Here is a 19,029-nt window from a genome sequence, read left to right on the forward strand (position 1 = left end):
ACATCGTTCAGGCCGCGCGCGATTGCCTCGTCATCGGACCCGGCAACTGACAAATAGCGCGATCAGAACGCCGCCATTTAGCGCGAGCGTTTACAGGAGATGCCGAGAATCTCGGCGGTTTCGGCTTCCGATTTCTCATCGATCGTCCGCAAGACGAGCGTGTCCTTGAGCGATGCGGGCAGGGCGGCGATCGCTTTCATGGCCTCTGCCAGCTGCTGCTCGGCGCCGATCGCCTGGTCGGGTAGTGGCGCCTCGTCGACGACATGTTCGGCTTCCCCCAGCGCCAGCGCGTGGGAGAAGAAGTTGCGGACCGCGCGGCGGCGGCGCCAGTCATGGCATTTGTTGATGACGATCCGCGACATCCAGACCGGAAAAGGTCGCGCAGCGTCATAGCGGTTGAGTGCGGCGAAGGCGGCGACGAAGCTCGCCTGGGTCACGTCGAGCGCTTCGTCGCGGTTCCCGACATGGCTGCGCACGAGGCGGTGCACCCAGCCCTGATGCCGGCGGACCAGCTCGCCATAGGCCGCTTGCCGGCCTCCAAGCGCCAGAGCCGCGAGCTCCCCGTCCGAGCAGTCGGGGAGGCACGCGGTCATTTGGACTTGGCCGTCAGCGCTTTCACCACGGCGTCGTCGAACTTGTCCGTCTGATCCGGGCGCAGCACGGCCCGCATCGCGAAGATATGCTCGAGTGTTTCCTTCTGCAGCGCGCCCATCGCCTGGTGCGAGCGATCCACCGCCCCTGCAACCCGAGGACCATAGCCATGCTCCGCCTCGATCGCCTCGGCGAGCCGCGCGTTATCGGCGCGCAGTTCGGCCTCCAGTGCCTGACGCCGGATCGCATAGTTCTTCTCGATCGTCTCGAGACGGCTATGTTGCGCGGTGTCCAGCTTCAGATCGCGATGGAGCAGGTCGTGCAACTCATTTTCGACCGGGCGCACCGGAACCACATAGACGCGGCCGATGACCACACCGGCGATCGCCGCGGCAAAGGTCAGCAGGACGAGGAGCAGGAGCCGGCGGTCGCGCATCATTGTGAACTCAGCAGCGTCGAAGGAGCGAGCGCGAGCCGCGCGTCAAAGGGCGATATCGGCCCGGCTTCGGTCGACCGCACAGGCACGGCCGAGCCGGCAATTCCCAGGAACAAGGCTGCTGCCGCGGCGATACCGAATGTCGTGGCGCTCAGGCGGGGCATGGCCTGGAGCCGGGCGATCTCGGCCATGACGCGGCTGTCCAGCCCGGCAAGCCGGGGATCGAGCGGCGCTTCCCGCAACCGGCTGAGCATGTCGTCGAGGTGGTCCATGATGTTTCTCCGTCTTCACTTCTCAATAAGCAGGATGGTCCGGCAACCCTTGTCCGGGAACAAAAAGAAAAGTGCGAGGGGTGCAGGTCGCGGCTGCGTATTCTCTCATGTCACTGCCAGGAGAATGTCCAAATGCGCTTCTTTTCGCCGCTCGCAGCCATCGCCGCCGTCGGCCTGAGTGTTTCGGCTCCGGCCTACGCCCATCCCAAGCTCGTGTCCTCGACGCCCGCCGCCAACGCCAGCGTCCCGGCGCCGTCGCGTATAACGCTCACCTTCAGTGAAGGTCTGATGCCGAAGCTGTCGGGCGCCGAGATCGTGATGACCGGCATGCCCGGCATGCCCAACCACCGCATGGCGGTAACCGGCTTCAAGACGTCCGTCGAAGGCGACAAGACGCTCGTGCTGACGCTCGCCAAGCCGCTCATGGCGGGCAGCTATCAGGTCGCCTGGCACGTCGTCTCGACCGACACGCACCGCATGCAGGGCAATCTCGCCTTTACCGTCAAGTGACGCCATGAACGACGTGGCACTCGTCGCCGTCCGCTGGGCGCTCTACGTCGATCTCGGCCTGTTGTTCGGCCTGCCGCTGTTCGCGCTCTATGCGCCCGGCGGCGGCCGGATGGTACAGCGGCATCTGCCGATGGTAGCAATGGTGGCCGGTCTCGCCTGTCTCGCCCTCCTGCTGTCGGCGCTGGGGTTCGCGTTGCAGGCAGCGGCCATGACCGGGCTGCCGCTCACCCAGCCTGATCTTTCCATGGTCGCAGAGCTGTTCAACGGCACGTCCATGGGAACGGCGCTGAAGGCGCGCCTCGTCGCGCTCCTCGTTCTTCTGCTCTCCATCCCCTTCTATCGCCGGCAATCCCGTCCTGCCTTCATCGCCTCCACTCTGGCAGGCGCGGTCGCACTCGCGACCCTCGCCTGGAGTGGGCATGGCGCGGCTGGCGAAGGCGAGGCGGGCTGGCTGCAACTGGGGGCCGATCTCATCCATCTGCTCGCCGCCGGCGCCTGGGTCGGCGCGCTTGCCGCATTCCTCGCGCTGGTACTTCCCAGGCTCGCAACCGACGATCTCGCCGCTCAAGACATGGACCGGGTCACGCTCGCCGAGGAAGCGTTGCGGGGCTTCTCCCTCGTCGGCACGATCATCGTCGCCCTGCTGATCCTGACCGGGACGGTGAACGGCTGGTTCCTCGTCGGTCCGGGCAACATCGCCTCGCTCGGGCAGTCGACCTACGGCCTGCTGCTCATCGCCAAGCTGCTGCTGTTCGCCGGCATGCTGGGCCTGGCCGCGCTCAACCGTTATCGCCTGACCCCGGCACTTGCGCAGGCGATCGAGGAAGAGGACGCGCCACGGGCGCAGGCGCTGCTGCGCGCGAGCCTCGTCGTCGAAGGCGGTCTTGCGATCGTCATTCTCGGGCTCGTCGCCTGGCTGGGGACACTATCGCCGCCCATGTCGATGTAGCTTATCGTTTCGGACGCCTCGCGTTGGGAGAAGCCAATGCAATCCTACACCCCGCCGCTCGGGACCGGATCGACGAAAGACTATGATCGCGCGATCCGCCTGTGGACGCGGGAGAAGCGGTGGCGTGCCGCCATGCTCGCCGCCCTGGCGCCCAAAGCCGGTGAGACGGTCGTCGACGTCGGCTGTGGCACCGGCAGCTTCGCGCTGATGCTCAAGCAAGCCGAGCCCAGGACGCAGGTGATCGGTCTCGATCCCGATGCCGAGGCGCTCGACATCGCGCGGCACAAGGCCGCTGTGCGGCGGGCCGATATCGACTGGCGTCAGGGATTTGCCAGGGACGTGGCCCCGGGTACCGCCGACGCTGTCGTGTCGAGTCTCGTGCTGCATCAGATGCCGGTCAGGGAGAAGGCGGCAACCCTGCGCGCCATGTTCGCCATGCTGCGCCCGGGTGGGCGCCTGGTGATCGCCGATTATGGCCGCCAGCAGGGTTTCATGCGGCTTGCCTTCCGCCTGACCGTGCAGCGGCTCGATGGCATCGATGATACCCGGCCCAATGCCGACGGCGTGCTCCCCGGCCTGATCGCGGCGGCCGGCTTCAGGCATGTGGCCGAGACGTTTCGGCTTTTGACCATCACCGGCGCGATCGACTTGTTTACGGCGCATCGACCGGCGCAGGACCACGGCCTTACGGTTGCCAATGACCTTGGCTGATGGCGGCCAGGCGAACGGGCCCGCCGATTTGTCCGCTTAGGCGATTACGTATTGACCCTGACACGGTGTCAGATCCTAGATCGTCAGGCGTCGAAAGGAGCAAGGCGATGAACGAGACACATGGAGCGGCGCATGGCGGCGGTTGCTGCGGCGGCCACAGCGCCGCGAAAGCGGCGACCGGCGTCAAGGACCCGGTCTGCGGCATGACCGTCGACCCGGCGACCACGGCGCATCAAGCCGAGCATGGCGGTGAACGCTATCATTTCTGTAGCGCGGGCTGCCGGACCAAATTCATCGCCGATCCCGAGCGCTATCTCGGCCCGCCAGCGCCGCCGGTCGCGGCGCCCGAAGGCACGATCTGGACCTGCCCGATGCATCCAGAGATCCGGCAGGACCATCCCGGATCCTGTCCGATCTGCGGCATGGCGCTCGAGCCCGCGACCGTGACTGCCGACAGCGGCCCCAGCCATGAGCTGGTCGATTTCACACGGCGCTTCCGGGTCGGCCTGATGCTGGCCCTCCCGGTGCTGATCCTCGAGATGGGCGCGCATCTCTTTCCCGCGATCCATCGCCTCGTGCCGATGTCGATCTCGGTATGGATCCAGTTCGTGCTGGCGACACCCGTCGTGCTCTGGGCGGGCTGGCCCTTCTTCGAGCGTGGCTGGGCCTCGCTCAAGACCCGCAACCTCAACATGTTCACCCTGATCGCGATGGGGACCGGGGTCGCCTGGATCTACAGCGTCGTCGCGACGCTCGCGCCCCAGCTGTTCCCGCCCGCCTTCCGCGGAGAGGACGGCATGGTTGCCGTCTATTTCGAGGCGGCCGCGGTGATCACTGTCCTCGTGCTGCTCGGCCAGATGCTCGAACTGCGCGCGCGCGAGCGGACCTCGGGCGCGATCAAGGCGCTGCTTAACCTTGCGCCAAAGACCGCGCGCCGGATCGGCTCCGATGGCAGTGAAGAGGAAATCAGCCTCGATCTCGTTGCGGTCGGCGACCGCCTGCGTGTGCGTCCCGGCGAGAAGGTGCCGGTCGATGGCGTGGTCGAGGACGGCCGTTCCTCGCTCGACGAGTCGATGGTCACCGGTGAGTCCATGCCCGTCACCAAGGCCAAGGCCGACACGGTGATCGGCGGCACGCTCAACCAGACCGGCGCGCTCGTTATCGTCGCCGACAAGGTTGGCCGGGACACCATGCTGGCGCGCATCGTCCAGATGGTCGCCGAGGCGCAGCGCTCGCGCGCGCCGATCCAGCGCATGGCCGATCAGGTGTCGGGCTGGTTCGTGCCCGTGGTCATCGCGGTCGCGGTGGTCGCGTTCATCGCCTGGGGCATCTGGGGCCCCGAGCCGCGCTTCGCCTACGGGCTGGTTGCGGCGGTCGCCGTGCTGATCATCGCCTGTCCCTGCGCACTGGGTCTCGCCACGCCGATGTCGATCATGGTCGGGGTTGGCCGCGGCGCCGGGCTCGGCGTCCTCATCAAGAATGCCGAAGCGCTCGAGCATATGGAAAAAGTCGACACGCTCGTCGTCGACAAGACCGGCACGCTGACCGAAGGCCGGCCTGCCGTCACCCAGATCGTGCCGGCGCCCGGCTTCGACGAAGCCGAACTGCTGCGGCTTGCCGCCTCGGTCGAGCGGGCCTCCGAGCATCCGCTCGCGCTGGCGATCGTCGAGGCCGCCAAGGATCGCGGCATCCCCACGAGCGACGTCACCGACTTCGATTCCCCCACCGGACGCGGCGCGCTCGGCACCGTCGACGGCCGCCGGATCGTGCTCGGTAATGCGCGGTTCCTCTCGGAAGAGGGCATAGCAACCGACGCGCTGGCGGAGCAGGCCGACGCCCTGCGCCGGGATGGCGCCACCGCGATCTTCATCGGCGTCGACGGCACCGTCGGCGGCGCCTTTGCAATCGCCGATCCCGTGAAGCAGACGACGCCGGAGGCCCTGGCCGCACTCAAGGCCGAAGGCATTCGCGTGGTGATGTTGACCGGCGACAACCGCACCACAGCAGAGGCGGTGGCAAGGCGGCTCGGCATTGACGATGTCGAAGCCGAGGTACTGCCCGACCAGAAGAGTGCCGTCGTCGCGCGGTTGAAAAGCGAGGGGCGCGTGGTGGCGATGGCCGGCGACGGGGTCAACGACGCCCCCGCACTGGCTGCCGCCGATGTCGGTATTGCCATGGGCTCGGGCACCGACGTCGCGATCGAGAGCGCGGGCGTGACGCTGCTCAAGGGCGATCTCATGGGCATCGTGCGGGCACGGCGGCTGAGCCAGGCGACCATGTCCAACATCCGCCAGAACCTGGTCTTCGCCTTCATCTACAATGTCGCCGGGGTGCCGGTGGCGGCGGGCGCGCTCTATCCGCTGTTCGGCATCCTGCTCTCGCCGATCATCGCGGCCGCCGCCATGGCGCTCTCCTCGGTCAGCGTGGTCACCAACGCGCTGCGCCTCAACCGGAAAGCGCTGTGAACATCGGGGAGGCGTCGAAGCAAAGCGGGGTCTCGGAGCGGATGATCCGCCATTATGAGAAGATCGGCCTCATCCCGGCGCCGCCGCGCCGGGGAGCGGGTTATCGCGACTATGGCGAGAGTGACCTCCATCGCCTGCGGTTCATCGCCAATGCCCGCGATCTCGGTTTTCCGATCGAGGAGATCCGGACCCTGCTCGGCCTGTGGGCCGACACGGGCCGCAGCAGCGCCGATGTAAAGCGGGTCGCGTTGGCGCGGGCGGAGGAATTGCAGCGCAAGGCCGAAGCGCTGACGACCCTGCGCGAGACCCTCGTCGATCTCGCCGAGCGCTGTCATGGCGACGAGCGGCCAGATTGTCCCATCATCGCCGAACTGAGTCTCGACAGAAAATGTTAGCGCCGGCCGCCTCTCGGACCAGACCCGCTCTGGCGGCCGGGGTGCTGATCGCACTTGGCATTCTCACGACGGGCCTCGCGATATATTTCCTCGCAGTCCGCCCGCCACTGCTGGCGGAGGATCTTCGCCATATCGGCGGCAACCCGCAGACCCTTTCGCCGGTATTGCGGGACTGGTTCGGCGGGATAGCTGGCTCGCCCGTGCGACCGCACTGAGCCTCCTGATCGTATTTGGCCGCTTTTCATACAGCAATGTCGTGCTGAGCTCTGACTTCTGGGGCTGGCATATGCGAGGCAATCCCTCCGTAGGACTACGGAGTGCGCAGAGGCTTCCTGCGCTTCAGGGCTTGTTGCACCGCAGCAGGAGCGAAAATGTGCAGAGTCGAAGCAATATCCCTGACCCGTTGGACGGTCTGGCCACGACGCTGGATCGGTCGAGCTTCGCCGCCATCGCGCAGCTGACTTCAGGCCAGTCGCCCGCCACTTTGGCGCAGTCTTTTTCCGACTGGTGGACGCACATTCTCTGCTCGCCAGGCAGGCAGCTGCAGCTCGCCGCCAAGGGCGGGCGCAAGCTGATGCGGCTCGCCGACTATGCCATGCGCAGCGCATCCGGCAGCGATCACGAGCCGGCGATCGATCCGCTGCCCCAGGATCGGCGCTTCGCCGACGCAGCCTGGAAGCGCCATCCGTTCGACCTGATCGAGCAGGCCTTCCTGCTCCAGCAGCAATGGTGGCATGCCGCGACGACCGGCGTGAGCGGCGTCACCGGGCACCACGAAGCGATCGTCGAGTTCGCGACCCGCCAGATGCTCGACATGGTGTCCCCGACCAATTTCATCCCGACCAACCCCGTGCTCCAGCAGCGCATCCTCGAAACCGGAGGACAATGCCTTGTCGAGGGTGCGCGATTTTTTTGCGACGACCTGGAACGCCTGGTACGCGGGGAGCCCGCAGCGGGCACGGAGGCCTATCGGGTCGGCGAGAAGGTCGCAGCCACGGCTGGCAAGGTCGTGTTTCGCAACAGGGTCATGGAACTGATCCAATATGCGCCCGCAACCGAGACGGTGCGTCCGGAGCCGATACTGATCGTGCCGGCATGGATCATGAAATATTACATCCTCGACCTCTCCCCGGAAAATTCGCTCATCCGCTGGCTGGTAGGGCAGGGCTACACCGTGTTCTGCATCTCCTGGCACAATCCCGACAGCGCCGACCGCGATCTCGACATGGAGGATTATCGCCTGCTTGGGCCGATGGCCGCCGTGGATGTCATCCAGGCGATTACCGGCACCGAGAAGATCCACGCGGCCGGCTATTGTATCGGCGGCACGCTGCTCGCCATCACCGCGGCCGCGATGGCGCGCGATGAAGATAAGCGTCTGGCGAGCGTCACGCTGTTCGCCGCCCAGACCGAGTTTAGCGAGCCGGGCGAACTTGGCCTGTTCATCGACGAGGCGGAAATCAACCTGATCGATGCGATGATGTGGGCGCGCGGCTTTCTCGACAGCAGTCAGATGGGCGGCGCCTTCCAGATGCTGCGATCCAACGATCTGGTCTGGTCGCGCATCCTCTCGACTTATCTCATGGGCGAGCGCGAGCCGATGACCGACCTCATTGCATGGAATGCCGACGGCACCCGCATGCCCTATGCCATGCACGCGCAATATCTGCGGCGCTTGTTCCTCGACAATGACTTGGCCGAAGGGCGCTACGAGGCCGGCGGCCACCCGGTCTCGCTCTCGGGGCTGCGCATGCCGATCTTCATGGTGGGCACGGAAACCGACCACGTCGCGCCGTGGCGCTCGACCCACAAGCTCCACATGCTGACGGGCGCGGAGATCCGCTTCGTGCTGACGAGCGGTGGCCACAATGCCGGGATCGTCTCCGAGCCCGGGCATCCTCATCGCCACTTTCGCGTCGCGACACGGATGCAGGATGGCCCGGCGCCAGGTCCCGATACCTGGCTGGAGCGGGCCGAGCTGCGCGAAGGGTCGTGGTGGCCGGAATGGAGTTCATGGCTTGGATCGCACTCGGGCAAGGCGGCCGCCCCACCGTCGATGGGCGCGCCCGAACGGAACTATCCGCCGCTCGGTGATGCCCCCGGGCGCTACGTGCTGGAGCGCTGAGCCATGGCCACCGCCAACCTCATCGAGAACCGCACGTTCGACGAGATCGCCGTCGGCGACACGGCCAGCCTCACCCGCACGCTGACCGCCGACGACATCCAGCTCTTCGCGGCGGTGTCAGGCGACGTGAATCCGGCGCATCTCGACCCTGTCTATGCCGAAACGGACATGTTCCACAGGGTCATCGCTCATGGCATGTGGGGCGCGGGGCTCATCTCGGCGATCCTGGGAACCGAGCTGCCAGGGCCCGGTGCGATCTATCTCGGCCAATCGCTTCGCTTCACCCGCCCGGTGGGCGTCGGCGACACCATCACGGCCTGCGTCACCGTCGCGCAGAAGCGCGCCGAGCATCATGTCATCGTTCTCGACTGCGCCTGCGTGAACCAAAAGGGCGAGACCGTCATCAGCGGCCAGGCCGAGGTCAAGGCGCCCACCGAGAAAGTCAGCCGGCCCCGCATGCCGCTTCCCGACGTGCGGATCGCCAGCCACGACCGCTTCCGCCAGTTGATGGAGCGCGCCAAGGACGGATCCGCGTGCGTCACGGCCGTGGTCCATCCGTGCAGCGCCGACGCCATGCGCGCGGTGGCTGAGGCCGCCGACGCCGGCATCGTCGTTCCAATTCTCATCGGACCTGCGGCGCGTATGACGAATGCGGCGAAGGACGCCGGTGTCGATATTGCCGCCTTCCGGGTGATCGGGGTCCCGCACAGCCACGCCGCCGCCGCCGAAGCCGTCGCGCGCGTACGGGCCGGCGAAGCCGCGCTGCTGATGAAGGGTTCGCTTCATACCGACGAGCTCATGGGCGCGGTCGTATCGTCCGACATGGGCCTTCGGACCGAACGCAGGATCAGCCACGCCTATGTGATGGATGTGCCCGGCTATCCGCGCCCGCTCATCATCACCGACGCCGCGATTAACATCGAGCCGACGCTTGAGGACAAGGCCGACATCGCGCGCAACGCGATCGACCTTGCCCATGTGATCGGGATCGAACAACCCAGGGTCGCGATCCTCGCCGCCGTCGAGACGGTCAATCCAAGGATGCGCACCACATTGGATCCCGCGGCGCTCTGCAAGATGGCGGACCGGGGCCAGATCGAAGGCGCGCTGCTCGATGGACCGCTCGCCCTCGATAATGCGATCAGCGAGGCGGCCGTGCGCGACAAAAGTATCGTCTCGCCGGTCGCCGGCCGGGCGGACATCCTGCTGGTGCCCAATCTGGAGGCCGGCAACATGCTCGCAAAGCAGCTGACCTTCCTGGGCGGCGCCGATGCCGCAGGCGTGGTGCTCGGCGGGCGCGTTCCGATCATCCTCACCAGCCGGGCAGACAGCGTGCGCACGCGCCTCGCCTCCTGCGCGCTCGCGGTGCTGCTGGCGCGGGCTGCAACCAAGGCGTCTCCCGGCGTTGCGGGACAGCGCCGCGATGGCTGAAATCCTGTGCCTCAACGCCGGTTCGTCGAGCCTTAAGTTCGCGCTCTACGCCGAGCCGGGCACTGATGAGCCCTCTTTGCTGGCGAGCGGCAAGATCGAGAATATCGGCCTTGAGCCGCACCTGATCGCGCGCGATGCGAAGGGGGATGTCCTTGCCGACCGGCGCTGGACGAAAGACGTCACGATCACGCATGAGACGCTGCTCAAGGATTTGCTGCGGGAGATCGAAGCTTCGGTCGGCGAGGATCTGATCGCGGTAGGACATCGGATCGTTCATGGGGGCGCCGACTATTCAGCGCCGGCGCGGGTCGACGCGCCACTCCTCGCCGCACTCGAGGCGCTTTGCCCACTGGCGCCATTGCATCAGCCCCATAATCTCGCCGCGGTCCGCGCCGTCTCCAGGCTGCGCCCCGCTCTGCTGCAAGTCGCCTGCTTCGACACCGGCTTCCATCATGGCCAGCCCCCGGTTGCGACGCGCCTCGCGCTGCCGCGCGCGCTTGGCGAAGAGGGCATGCGGCGCTACGGCTTTCACGGCATCTCCTACGAATATATCGCGCGGCAGCTGCGTTTGATCGATCCCGATACAGGCGGTGGCCGCACGATCGCCGCGCATCTCGGCAACGGGGCCAGCCTCTGTGCGATGGACGGGGGGCGCAGCATCGACACGACGATGGGGTTCACCGCACTCGACGGATTGGTGATGGGCACGCGGTGCGGAGCGCTCGACCCGGGCGCGGTGCTCTATCTTCTCCAGCAGAGGGGCATGACGGCGCGCGAAGTCGAGCATCTCCTCTACAGTGAGTCCGGCCTTTTGGGCGTGTCCGGCACATCGAGCGACATGCGCGCGCTTCTCGGCAGCGAAACGCCCGCCGCTGGGGAAGCGATCGACCTCTTCGTCTGGCAGATCGCGCGCCAGGCTGGCGCCCTCGCATCCTCGCTCGGGGGGCTCGATAGCTTCGTGTTTACCGCCGGGATCGGCGAGAATGCGCCTGAAATCCGCGCCCGCGTCGCCGATCGGCTCCGCTGGCTCGGCGTGGCGCTCGACACGGACGCGAATCTCCGCGGAGCGTCGGTCATCAGCGCGCCGTTCAGCCGTGTCACGGTGCGCATCATCCCGACCGACGAGGAGTGGATGATCGCCATCCACACCGCCGATCTTCTGCGTGAGGAGCCGAAACCATGAAACCTCTCGTCGATCTTACTGGCAAGCGCGGCCTGGTGATCGGCATCGCCAACGCGCAGAGCATCGCGGCGGGCTGCGCCCAGGCCTTCCACGACTGTGGCGCGAGACTGGCGGCGACCTATCTCAACGGAAAGGCCGAGCCGCTCGTGGCGCCCGTCGCGGAGACCCTGGGAGTCGAATGGCTCGCCGCGTGCGATGTCCGGGTGCCGGGCGAACTGGAGGCCCTGTTCGAGCGGGTGAAGTCCGAATAAGGCGGCCTCGATTTCCTGCTTCATTCGATCGCTTTCGCGCCGAACGAGGATTTGCACGGCCGCGTCGTCGACAGCTCGGCCGAAGGCCTCGCGCTGGCGATGGACGTCTCGTGCCACAGCTTCCTGCGCATGGCGCGTCTCGCCGAGCCGCTGATGTCGGATGGCGGCTGCCTGCTGTGCGTCACCTTCTACGGGTCGGAGCGGGTGGTCGAGCACTACAACCTGATGGGGCCGGTCAAAGCGGCCCTCGAAAGCGCGACCCGCTATGTCGCGGCTGAGCTTGGCCCCAAGGGCATTCGCGCCCATGCGATCTCGCCAGGCCCGATCGCGACCCGCGCTGCCAGCGGCATCGACCGCTTCGACGAGCTGCTCGAACGGGCCGCGGCGACGGTCCCGCAGCACCAGCTCGTGACCATCGAGGATGTCGGAGGGCTCGCCGCCTTCCTGGTGAGCGATGCCGGCCGCCATATCACCGGTACGATCATTCCGGTCGATGGCGGTCAGCACCTGCTCGGCTAGGGCGGCTCGCCGCGATCGGGGGCTATCCTATTTGTCGCTGGTGGCCTGCTTCTCGCCGTCGCCCGGGCTTTTCTGCCCGAACCATGGTCCGACAATGGCAGCAAAGGCATCCAGCGCCCCGGGAGCCGTCGGAGCGCTCGCGACGGCCTGCCAGGCCTGCTGCCATTCCTCGAACGCCGATCTTGTGCCGGCAATCATATGCTCGCGGACCGTGGCCATGTCCTCGAACAGTGCCCGCGGTCCGGCCGGGCTGACCGCGCCGGCGTCCGACGTCTTGTCCGTCGCGCCCGCAATCGAGGCACGCGCCTCTTCGGCGAAGCGGCCGGCGGCGCGGTTGCCGACCTCGAGCGACTCTTCGCCACCTTTCCGGGCGACTTCGGCGAGCTTCAGCATCAGGCCGACATTCGCTTTGGCGAGCGCGGCAAGTTGATCGACCGGATAGGGCATGGGACGATGAACCTTTCTCTTCGCGTCTAAGCTCCAGCGTATCGGGCATGCAGCCCTGGCCTGAGGCTCATCGCGTCGCGCCGCCGATATTCGGCGAGGCTGAATCAGAGAGAATCGGTAACTCTACGTATGCCGAATCTGCGGCTTGCCTGCGACGCTCAGCCAATGCACTTTTGGCTTGTCGTCCATGTCGTGCCCGCGGGCAGCGACTTCTACCCGTCCCGTCATGATCGCGGCACGGTCGGGCATGATTATGGTCTGACCCGGCAACCGGCATGGGCGTGATACCGTCCATAGCCAGGCTCGGCCGGATTGCGGCGCTCCGCGGTCCCGTCCTCGATGTCGAGTTCGACGAAGGGCCGCTGCCCGCAGTCAATGAAGCACTGCGCATCGATGCGGCGTCAGGCCCGCTGGTCGCGGAAGTGCAGAGCCATATTGATGATCGGACCGTCCGCGCCGTCGCGCTTCAGCCGACCTCCGGTCTGGCGCGCAATGTCGGCGTGGTGGCCTTGGGCGCACCCATCGCGGTTCCGGTCGGAGACAAGGTTCTTGGGCGGCTCCTTACGCCGACCGGGCAGGTGGGGGACGGCGGCGCGCCGCTCGGACCGGATGTGCCATTGAGGCCGATCCATCGCGCACCCCCACCGCTCGACGAGCAGAGCGCGGCGACGGCGATGTTCGAGACCGGCATCAAGGTCATCGATCTGCTCGCACCGCTTGCCCAGGGCGGCAAGGCCGCCATGTTCGGGGGCGCGGGGGTGGGCAAGACCGTGCTGGTGATGGAACTCATCAACGCGATGGTCGCCCGCTACGAGGGTGTCTCAGTGTTCGCGGGCATCGGCGAGCGATCGCGCGAGGGCCATGAGCTGCTCACCGACATGCGCGGCTCGGGTGTGATCGACAAGACCGTGCTCGTTTTCGGGCAGATGAACGAGCCGCCGGGCGCGCGCTGGCGGGTCGGGCTGACCGCGCTCACCATCGCCGAACATTTCCGCGACGAGCAGAAGCGCAACGTCCTGCTGCTCATGGATAATGTGTTCCGCTTCGTCCAGGCCGGCAGCGAGGTGTCGGGCCTGCTTGGACGCATGCCTTCGCGCGTCGGCTATCAACCGACGCTGGCCAGCGAGGTGGCCGCGCTGCAGGAGCGCATCGCCTCTGTGCATGGGGCTGCGGTGACCGCGATCGAGGCGGTCTATGTGCCCGCCGACGATTTCACCGACCCGGCAGTCACCGCCATCTCCGCCCATCTCGACAGTTCCATTCTGCTCTCGCGCGCCATGGCGGCCGAAGGCATCTATCCCGCGGTGGATCCCTTGGAGTCCTCGTCGATCCTGCTCGATCCGCAGGTCGTGGGCGATCATCATTACGCGCTCGCCCAGCAGGCCCGCGAGACGATCGCGCATTATCGCGAGCTCCAGGACATCATCTCGCTGCTCGGCATCGAGGAACTGGGCCGCGAAGACCGGCTGATCGTCGGCAGGGCGCGGCGGCTCCAGCGCTTCCTGACCCAGCCTTTCATGGTGACCCAGGCCTTCACCGGACAGGCCGGCCGCTCGGTGGCGCTGGCTGATACCCTGAAGGGCGTCGCGGCCATCCTGTCGGGCGAGACCGACGACTGGCCCGAAAGCGCCTTCTACATGGTGGGCGATATTGAAGAGGCACGCTCTCGCGTGGGGCAGGGCGCATGAAGCTGCGCATCACCGATCCGACCGCGATCCTCGTCGACGCCGATGTCGCGTCGGTTCGCGCCGAGGATGCCAGCGGCAGTTTCGGCATCCTGTCGGGCCATGCCGATTTCCTGACCGCGCTTGGCGTCTCGATCGTCTCCTGGCGCGGCCCCGATGGCGCTCCCGGCTATTGCGCGGTGCGCAACGGCATTCTGACCGTGAGCCACGGCACGGAGGTCGCGGTCGCGACGCGCGAAGGCCATGTCGGCGATGACCTTGGAACGCTCGAGCATGACGTGCTCGCGCGCTACCGCGAGCGCGACGAGGGCGAACGATCCGAACGGACCGCGTCGGCGAAGCTCAGGATGCAGGCGATCCGCCATATGGTCGAGGCCCTGCAGGGTGGTGGCCGGGAGATCGGCCTGTGAGCACGGACAAGCCCGAGCAGCCGATCGTCGAAGCCATCCGGACCCGCGCGGAACGGCGGCGGCTTGCGCAGCGGCTTCCTTCCGTCGCCCGCAATCTCGGCCAGATCGGCGTGCTCGGCTGGCAGATCGTCCTGCCCGCGCTGGTCGGTCTCGCGATCGGCCGCTGGCTCGACCACCGGCTGGATAGCGGCATCTTCTGGACCGCGCCGCTCCTGCTCGTCGGGCTCGCCCTCGGCTGCTGGTCGGGCTGGCGCTGGATGCACCGGCAATGAGCCAGCTCTCCCCCATCCTGTTCCTGGCCCTCGGATTTGCGGTCGGCCTCGCCCATTTCGCGGCCATCGCCAGAGAAGCCGACCTCGTCACCCATGGCGGCCCGGCATCGCGCGCGATCCTGCTCAGGCTCGGGCGCCTCGCCGTCACTATTCTGGTTCTTGTCATCGCCAGCCGGCAAGGGTGGCCGGCGCTTCTTGCCGCAACAACCGGCTTCATGGGCGGGCGCCAGATCATGCTCCACCGGCTCGGAGGCGCCCGATGATATTCGCGTCACCACTTGAAAGCCATGTGCTGTTCGCGATCGGTCCGGTGCCGATCAGCCAGCCGGTCGCCACGACCTGGGGCATCATGGCCGTCCTTACAATCGGAAGCTGGCTGCTGACCCGCCGCCTTGCGTTACGCCCAACCCGAGCCCAAGCGGCGCTCGAGCTGGTCGTCGAGACCGTCGCCGGCCAGATCCGCGAGACGATGGAGGCGGAGCCGCGGCGTTATTTGCCGCTGATCGGCACGCTGTTCCTGTTCCTGCTGGTCGCCAACTGGTCGTCGCTGATCCCCGGCGTCGAGCCGCCGACCGCGACCCTCGAAACCGACGCGGCGCTGGCGCTGATCGTCTTCGGCGCGACGCTCTGGTTCGGCGTCCGCGCGCTCGGGCCCAGGGCCTATCTCGCGACCTTCGCGCGCCCCTCGATCCTGCTCGCCCCGCTCAATATCGTCGAGCTCTTCACCCGCAGCTTCTCGCTGATGGTGCGCCTGTTCGGCAACGTCATGAGCGGTGTCTTCATGATCGGCGTCGTGCTGAGCCTGGCCGGGCTGCTCGTCCCGATCCCGCTGATGGCGCTCGAAATGCTGACCGGCGCGGTCCAGGCCTACATTTTCGGCGCGCTCGCCATGGTCTTTATCGGCAGCGCTATCAGCGAGAACGGCGCCCGCCCGCCATCCAAACAGGAGTCCCCCGCATGAACTGGATCCATCTCGCCAGCATCCTCGGCGCCGCTTTCGCGATCTCGATCGGCGCAATCGCCCCGGCGCTCGGGCAGGGCAGGGCCGTCGCCGCCGCGATGGACGCGATCGCGCGCCAGCCCGAAGCCGCCAACACCATCTCGCGCACGCTGTTCGTGGGCCTCGCGATGATCGAGACGATGGCGATCTACTGCCTCGTGATCGCGCTGCTGCTGCTCTTCGCCAACCCGTTCGCCTGACATGCGGATCGACTGGTGGACGCTCGCGCTGCAGGCGGTCAATGTCCTCATCCTCGTGTGGCTGCTCGGACGCTTCCTGTTCCGTCCGGTGATGGATGCCATCGCTGCCCGCCAGGCATCGGCCCAGGCGCTGCTCGACGAAGCGCGGGAGGCAAAGGACCGGGCACAGGCCGAAGCGCAGGCGCTCAAGACGCAGAATGACGGCTTCGTCGCGGATGCGGCGGCTCGCCGCGCCGAGATCCGGACCGAGGCCGAAGCGGAGCGCCAGCGCCTCCTCGCGCAGGCCAGGCTCGAGGCGGACGCCGTCGTCGAGCAAGGCCATGCGGCGATCGATGCCGAACGCGGGCGGGTGGCGGCGCAGTGGCGGGAAAAGGCAGCGAGCCTCGCCGCCTCGATGGCAGGCACGTTGCTCGCTCGTCTCCCGCCCGAGCAGACGGTGCAGGCCATGGTCGACGCGCTCAAGGCGCGGCTCGGGGACCTTTCCGAGGCGGATCGCCTCAGCCTGGCGGCCGCCGGGCCCGTCACCGTCGCGACGCCCGCGCCGCTGACGGCCGATCTGCAGACGCAGGTAGCGCGCGCGCTTGGCGAAATCCTGCCGGATACCGCGACCCCGATCTTCGCGGTCGATCCAGATCTCATCGCCGGCGCGGAGCTTCGCACGCCCCACGCCGTCGTGCGCAACAGCTGGCGCGCCGATCTCGACGCCATGGTGGAGAGCCTCAATGAGGACAATCATGCCCGGATCGCCTGAAGACTGGCTGACGCAGGCCCAGAGCTGCATCGCGCGCGCCAATCTCGGGCCGCGTGTCGATGCAATTGGCCGGGTGGAATCGATCGGCGACGGCGTTGCCATGGTCTCGGGCCTTCCGGACTCGCGCCTCGACGAATTGCTCTATCTCGCCCGGGGCCAGACCGGATTCGTCCACACGCTCGACCGGGACCGGATTGGCTGCGTGCTGCTCGACGATGCCGCACAGGTGGAGGCAGGAGACACCGTAACCGGCTCGGGCGAGGTGGTGCGCGTGCCGGTTGGCGAGGCATTGCTTGGCCGAGTCGTCGATCCGCTCGGCCGTCCGCTCGATGGGGGCGCGCCGATCCGGGCCAGGCGCTTCGATCCTGTCGAACGGCCGGCGCCGGCGATCATCGAACGCGACCTCGTCGTCCAGCCGGTGCAGACCGGCACGCTCGCAATCGATGCGATGTTCGCCATCGGCCGGGGGCAGCGCGAACTCATTCTCGGTGACCGCGCCACCGGCAAGACGGCGCTCGCGGTCGACACGATCATCAACCAGCGCACCAGCGACATGATCTGCGTCTATGTCGCGATCGGCCAGAAAAGCTCGGCGGTCGCGCGCGTGGTCGATCAGGTGCGGCGGCATGGCGCGCCGGATCGCACCATCTTCGTCGTGGCGAGCCCCGCCGCGGCGCCGGGGCTGCAATGGATCGCGCCGTTCGCGGGCTTCACGATGGCCGAGTATTTTCGGGATGGTGGCGGCCATGCGGTGGTGGTGCTCGACGATCTCACCAAGCATGCCGCGACCCATCGCGAGATCGCCCTGCTGATCGGACAGCCGCCCGGGCGCGAGGCCTATCCAGGCGACGTCTTCTTCCTCCATTCCCGCCTGCTCGAACGTGCGGCGCGTCTCTCGACGGAGAAGGGGGGCGGTTCGCTCACGGCTCTGCCGATCGCGGAGACCGATGCCGGCAACGTCAGCGCCTATATTCCGACAAATCTGATCTCGATCACCGACGGTCAGATCATTCTCGACGCGAAGCTGTTCGCGCAGGGGCACAAGCCCGCCATCGACGTGGGCACGAGCGTGAGCCGGGTCGGCGGCAAGACGCAGCTTCGCGTCCTGCGCGACGCGAGCGGGACCATGCGCCTCGACTATGCGCAGTTCCTCGAGCTCGAGATGTTCACCCGCTTCGGCGAGCAGCCCGAGCCGCGTGTCCGCGCCCAGATCGAACGGGGCAAGCGCTTGCGCGCCTTGCTCGTGCAACCGCTGTCGAGTCCCCTACGGGTCGTCGACCAGGTGGCGCTGGCCGTGGCGCTCGGCGAAGGGTTGCTCGATGGCATGGCGGTCTCGGAGATACCGTCGCTCCGCGCGCGGCTGCCCGCCTGGATCGACGATCACGTCCCCGATCTATGCGCGCAGATCGAGCGGACTGGACAGATCGACACCGCGCAGCGGTCCGCTCTGATAACGACGGTGAAAGCGCTGATCGAAAGCCAGCCGGCCGGTTCTGCATCATGAGCGATCGCCTCGCCGAGATCGGCCACCGGATCGAGACCGTCCGCCAGCTCGGTGCGGTGGTCAACGCCATGCAGGGCATCGCCGCGCAGCGGGCGCAGCAGGCGCGCGCGCTGCTGCCCGCGGTGCGACGCTATGCGGAGACCGCCCGCACCGCCATTGGCCAGGCGCGCCGCCTTGACGAGCCACTGGCGCGTTTTCCGGCGCGGGCGGTCGGTGGTGCGAGAGGCGGCCTTATCCTGTTCGGTGCGGAGCAAGGCTTTGCCGGGGCCTTTCCGGAGCAGCTGCTCGACGGCGCCGCGGCCGACATGCAGGACAGGCATATTCTTCTGATTGGCGCGCGCACGGCCACGCTTGCGACCGAGCGCGGTCTGCGCATCGCATGGAGCGCGAGCATGCCGAGCAAGGCCGATGCGCTGCCCGCACTCGCGACAAGCATCATCGACGCGCTGTACGACTATCTGGACGAGACCGGCGCGGTGCCCATCACCATGGCTTATCCGGTCTGGAGCAGCGGCAAGGGCGTCTCGATCGTGCGCGCGAGCCTCCTGCCGCTCGACCTCGACACTTTCCCCGCGTCCACGGCGGATTTGCCGCCGCTCGTCAATATCAACGCGGCGGACCTTATCGGCGACCTGACCGCGGAATATGTCTTCGCCCAGATCTGCGCGGCTGCGGTCGAGACGTTCGTCGCCGAGAATGAGGCACGGCTGCGCACCATGGCGACCGCCCGCAGCCACATCGATCGCAAGGGCGAGGCCCTGCGCCTCGAGGAGCGCCTCACGCGTCAGGATCAGATCACCAGTGAAGTCGTCGAACTGAGCGGCGGGCGACATCGGCGAGAATGAATGCAGGGCAGGCACTTCTGCTGTTCAGCAAGAAACCGCAGAACCGCCATTGTCGTCGGGATCGAAGAGGGAGTTCG

22 protein-coding genes and 1 pseudogene are annotated in these 19,029 nt (G+C 67.2%); 19 read left to right on the forward strand and 4 right to left on the reverse strand.

Going from position 1 to position 19,029, the window contains the following annotated elements; genetic code table 11:
• Positions 1-77 precede the first annotated feature (77 nt).
• Genes BMX36_RS20035 through BMX36_RS20045 form a run of 3 tightly spaced genes read right to left on the reverse strand, consistent with a single transcriptional unit; the run spans position 78 to position 1,299 of the window.
• Positions 78-593 (reverse strand): RNA polymerase sigma factor, encoded by a 516-nt coding sequence (locus BMX36_RS20035; RefSeq protein WP_046408689.1) that lies wholly within the window; start codon positions 591-593, stop codon positions 78-80.
• Positions 590-1,027: a periplasmic heavy metal sensor gene (locus BMX36_RS20040; RefSeq protein ID WP_025550099.1), complete on the reverse strand. Its 438-nt coding sequence runs from the start codon at positions 1,025-1,027 to the stop codon at positions 590-592. Before BMX36_RS20040 ends, BMX36_RS20035 begins: the two co-directional genes overlap by 4 nt.
• Positions 1,027-1,299 (reverse strand): hypothetical protein, encoded by a 273-nt coding sequence (locus tag BMX36_RS20045; protein ID WP_007406394.1) that lies wholly within the window; start codon positions 1,297-1,299, stop codon positions 1,027-1,029. Before BMX36_RS20045 ends, BMX36_RS20040 begins: the two co-directional genes overlap by 1 nt.
• Positions 1,300-1,431: 132 nt before the next feature.
• Between BMX36_RS20045 and copC the strand changes: the two genes are divergently transcribed.
• From copC to fabI, 10 genes and pseudogenes are all read left to right on the forward strand, one after another.
• Complete coding sequence (copC, locus tag BMX36_RS20050; protein WP_093068266.1) at positions 1,432-1,809, forward strand: copper homeostasis periplasmic binding protein CopC; 378 nt, start codon at positions 1,432-1,434, stop codon at positions 1,807-1,809.
• Between the two features lie 4 nt (positions 1,810-1,813).
• Positions 1,814-2,758: a copper homeostasis membrane protein CopD gene (copD, locus tag BMX36_RS20055; protein WP_007406374.1), complete on the forward strand. Its 945-nt coding sequence runs from the start codon at positions 1,814-1,816 to the stop codon at positions 2,756-2,758.
• Between the two features lie 36 nt (positions 2,759-2,794).
• Positions 2,795-3,469, forward strand: a complete 675-nt coding sequence (locus BMX36_RS20060) for a class I SAM-dependent methyltransferase (RefSeq protein WP_017501308.1) — start codon at positions 2,795-2,797, stop codon at positions 3,467-3,469.
• 107 nt (positions 3,470-3,576) lie between these two features.
• Positions 3,577-5,934 carry a heavy metal translocating P-type ATPase gene (locus BMX36_RS20065; RefSeq protein WP_004206948.1) on the forward strand — a complete coding sequence of 786 codons (2,358 nt, stop codon included), beginning with the start codon at positions 3,577-3,579 and terminating at the stop codon, positions 5,932-5,934.
• A complete protein-coding gene (gene cueR / locus BMX36_RS20070) occupies positions 5,931-6,329 on the forward strand; it encodes a Cu(I)-responsive transcriptional regulator (RefSeq protein ID WP_007406402.1) in 399 nt (132 codons plus the stop codon). The genes BMX36_RS20065 and cueR overlap by 4 nt, the downstream gene beginning before the upstream one ends.
• Positions 6,330-6,370: 41 nt before the next feature.
• On the forward strand, positions 6,371-6,544 hold the full coding sequence (locus tag BMX36_RS20075) for a hypothetical protein (protein WP_021245222.1): 174 nt from the start codon (positions 6,371-6,373) through the stop codon (positions 6,542-6,544).
• Positions 6,545-6,732: 188 nt separating this feature from the next.
• Positions 6,733-8,454, forward strand: coding sequence for a PHA/PHB synthase family protein (locus tag BMX36_RS20080; protein ID WP_046408692.1), 1,722 nt, complete (start codon positions 6,733-6,735; stop codon positions 8,452-8,454).
• A gap of 3 nt (positions 8,455-8,457) precedes the next feature.
• Positions 8,458-9,885, forward strand: coding sequence for a bifunctional enoyl-CoA hydratase/phosphate acetyltransferase (locus tag BMX36_RS20085; protein ID WP_093068269.1), 1,428 nt, complete (start codon positions 8,458-8,460; stop codon positions 9,883-9,885).
• A complete protein-coding gene (locus BMX36_RS20090; RefSeq protein WP_007406370.1) occupies positions 9,878-11,068 on the forward strand; it encodes an acetate/propionate family kinase in 1,191 nt (396 codons plus the stop codon). The genes BMX36_RS20085 and BMX36_RS20090 overlap by 8 nt, the downstream gene beginning before the upstream one ends.
• Positions 11,065-11,838 (forward strand): annotated as a pseudogene (gene fabI, locus BMX36_RS21475) (enoyl-ACP reductase FabI). Before BMX36_RS20090 ends, fabI begins: the two are co-directional and overlap by 4 nt.
• Before the next feature lie 27 nt (positions 11,839-11,865).
• Here the strand turns inward: fabI and BMX36_RS20105 are convergent.
• Positions 11,866-12,285: a hypothetical protein gene (locus BMX36_RS20105; protein ID WP_017501314.1), complete on the reverse strand. Its 420-nt coding sequence runs from the start codon at positions 12,283-12,285 to the stop codon at positions 11,866-11,868.
• 275 nt (positions 12,286-12,560) lie between these two features.
• On the opposite strand from BMX36_RS20105, the gene atpD reads away from it, so the two are divergent.
• From atpD to BMX36_RS20150, 9 genes are read left to right on the forward strand one after another with little or no spacing between them, the layout of a single operon-like run.
• Positions 12,561-13,973: a F0F1 ATP synthase subunit beta gene (atpD, locus tag BMX36_RS20110; protein ID WP_093068271.1), complete on the forward strand. Its 1,413-nt coding sequence runs from the start codon at positions 12,561-12,563 to the stop codon at positions 13,971-13,973.
• Positions 13,970-14,380, forward strand: coding sequence for a F0F1 ATP synthase subunit epsilon (locus tag BMX36_RS20115; RefSeq protein ID WP_030541620.1), 411 nt, complete (start codon positions 13,970-13,972; stop codon positions 14,378-14,380). The genes atpD and BMX36_RS20115 overlap by 4 nt, the downstream gene beginning before the upstream one ends.
• Positions 14,377-14,652 (forward strand): AtpZ/AtpI family protein, encoded by a 276-nt coding sequence (locus BMX36_RS20120; RefSeq protein ID WP_030541619.1) that lies wholly within the window; start codon positions 14,377-14,379, stop codon positions 14,650-14,652. The genes BMX36_RS20115 and BMX36_RS20120 overlap by 4 nt, the downstream gene beginning before the upstream one ends.
• A complete protein-coding gene (locus BMX36_RS20125) occupies positions 14,649-14,915 on the forward strand; it encodes an ATP synthase subunit I (protein WP_017501319.1) in 267 nt (88 codons plus the stop codon). Before BMX36_RS20120 ends, BMX36_RS20125 begins: the two co-directional genes overlap by 4 nt.
• A 26-nt stretch (positions 14,916-14,941) precedes the next feature.
• Positions 14,942-15,613: a F0F1 ATP synthase subunit A gene (locus BMX36_RS20130; protein ID WP_231621894.1), complete on the forward strand. Its 672-nt coding sequence runs from the start codon at positions 14,942-14,944 to the stop codon at positions 15,611-15,613.
• Entirely contained in the window at positions 15,610-15,852 is a 243-nt protein-coding gene (locus BMX36_RS20135) for a F0F1 ATP synthase subunit C (RefSeq protein WP_046408697.1), read from the forward strand. Before BMX36_RS20130 ends, BMX36_RS20135 begins: the two co-directional genes overlap by 4 nt.
• Before the next feature lies 1 nt (position 15,853).
• Positions 15,854-16,603 carry a F0F1 ATP synthase subunit B family protein gene (locus BMX36_RS20140; RefSeq protein ID WP_030541616.1) on the forward strand — a complete coding sequence of 250 codons (750 nt, stop codon included), beginning with the start codon at positions 15,854-15,856 and terminating at the stop codon, positions 16,601-16,603.
• Complete coding sequence (locus BMX36_RS20145; RefSeq protein WP_093068274.1) at positions 16,587-18,107, forward strand: F0F1 ATP synthase subunit alpha; 1,521 nt, start codon at positions 16,587-16,589, stop codon at positions 18,105-18,107. Before BMX36_RS20140 ends, BMX36_RS20145 begins: the two co-directional genes overlap by 17 nt.
• A complete protein-coding gene (locus BMX36_RS20150; RefSeq protein WP_046408699.1) occupies positions 18,104-18,952 on the forward strand; it encodes a F0F1 ATP synthase subunit gamma in 849 nt (282 codons plus the stop codon). The genes BMX36_RS20145 and BMX36_RS20150 overlap by 4 nt, the downstream gene beginning before the upstream one ends.
• The last annotated feature ends 77 nt before the right edge of the window (positions 18,953-19,029 follow it).

The sequence above is a fragment of the Sphingomonas sp. OV641 genome, from assembly GCF_900109205.1.
Taxonomy (GTDB): domain Bacteria; phylum Pseudomonadota; class Alphaproteobacteria; order Sphingomonadales; family Sphingomonadaceae; genus Sphingomonas.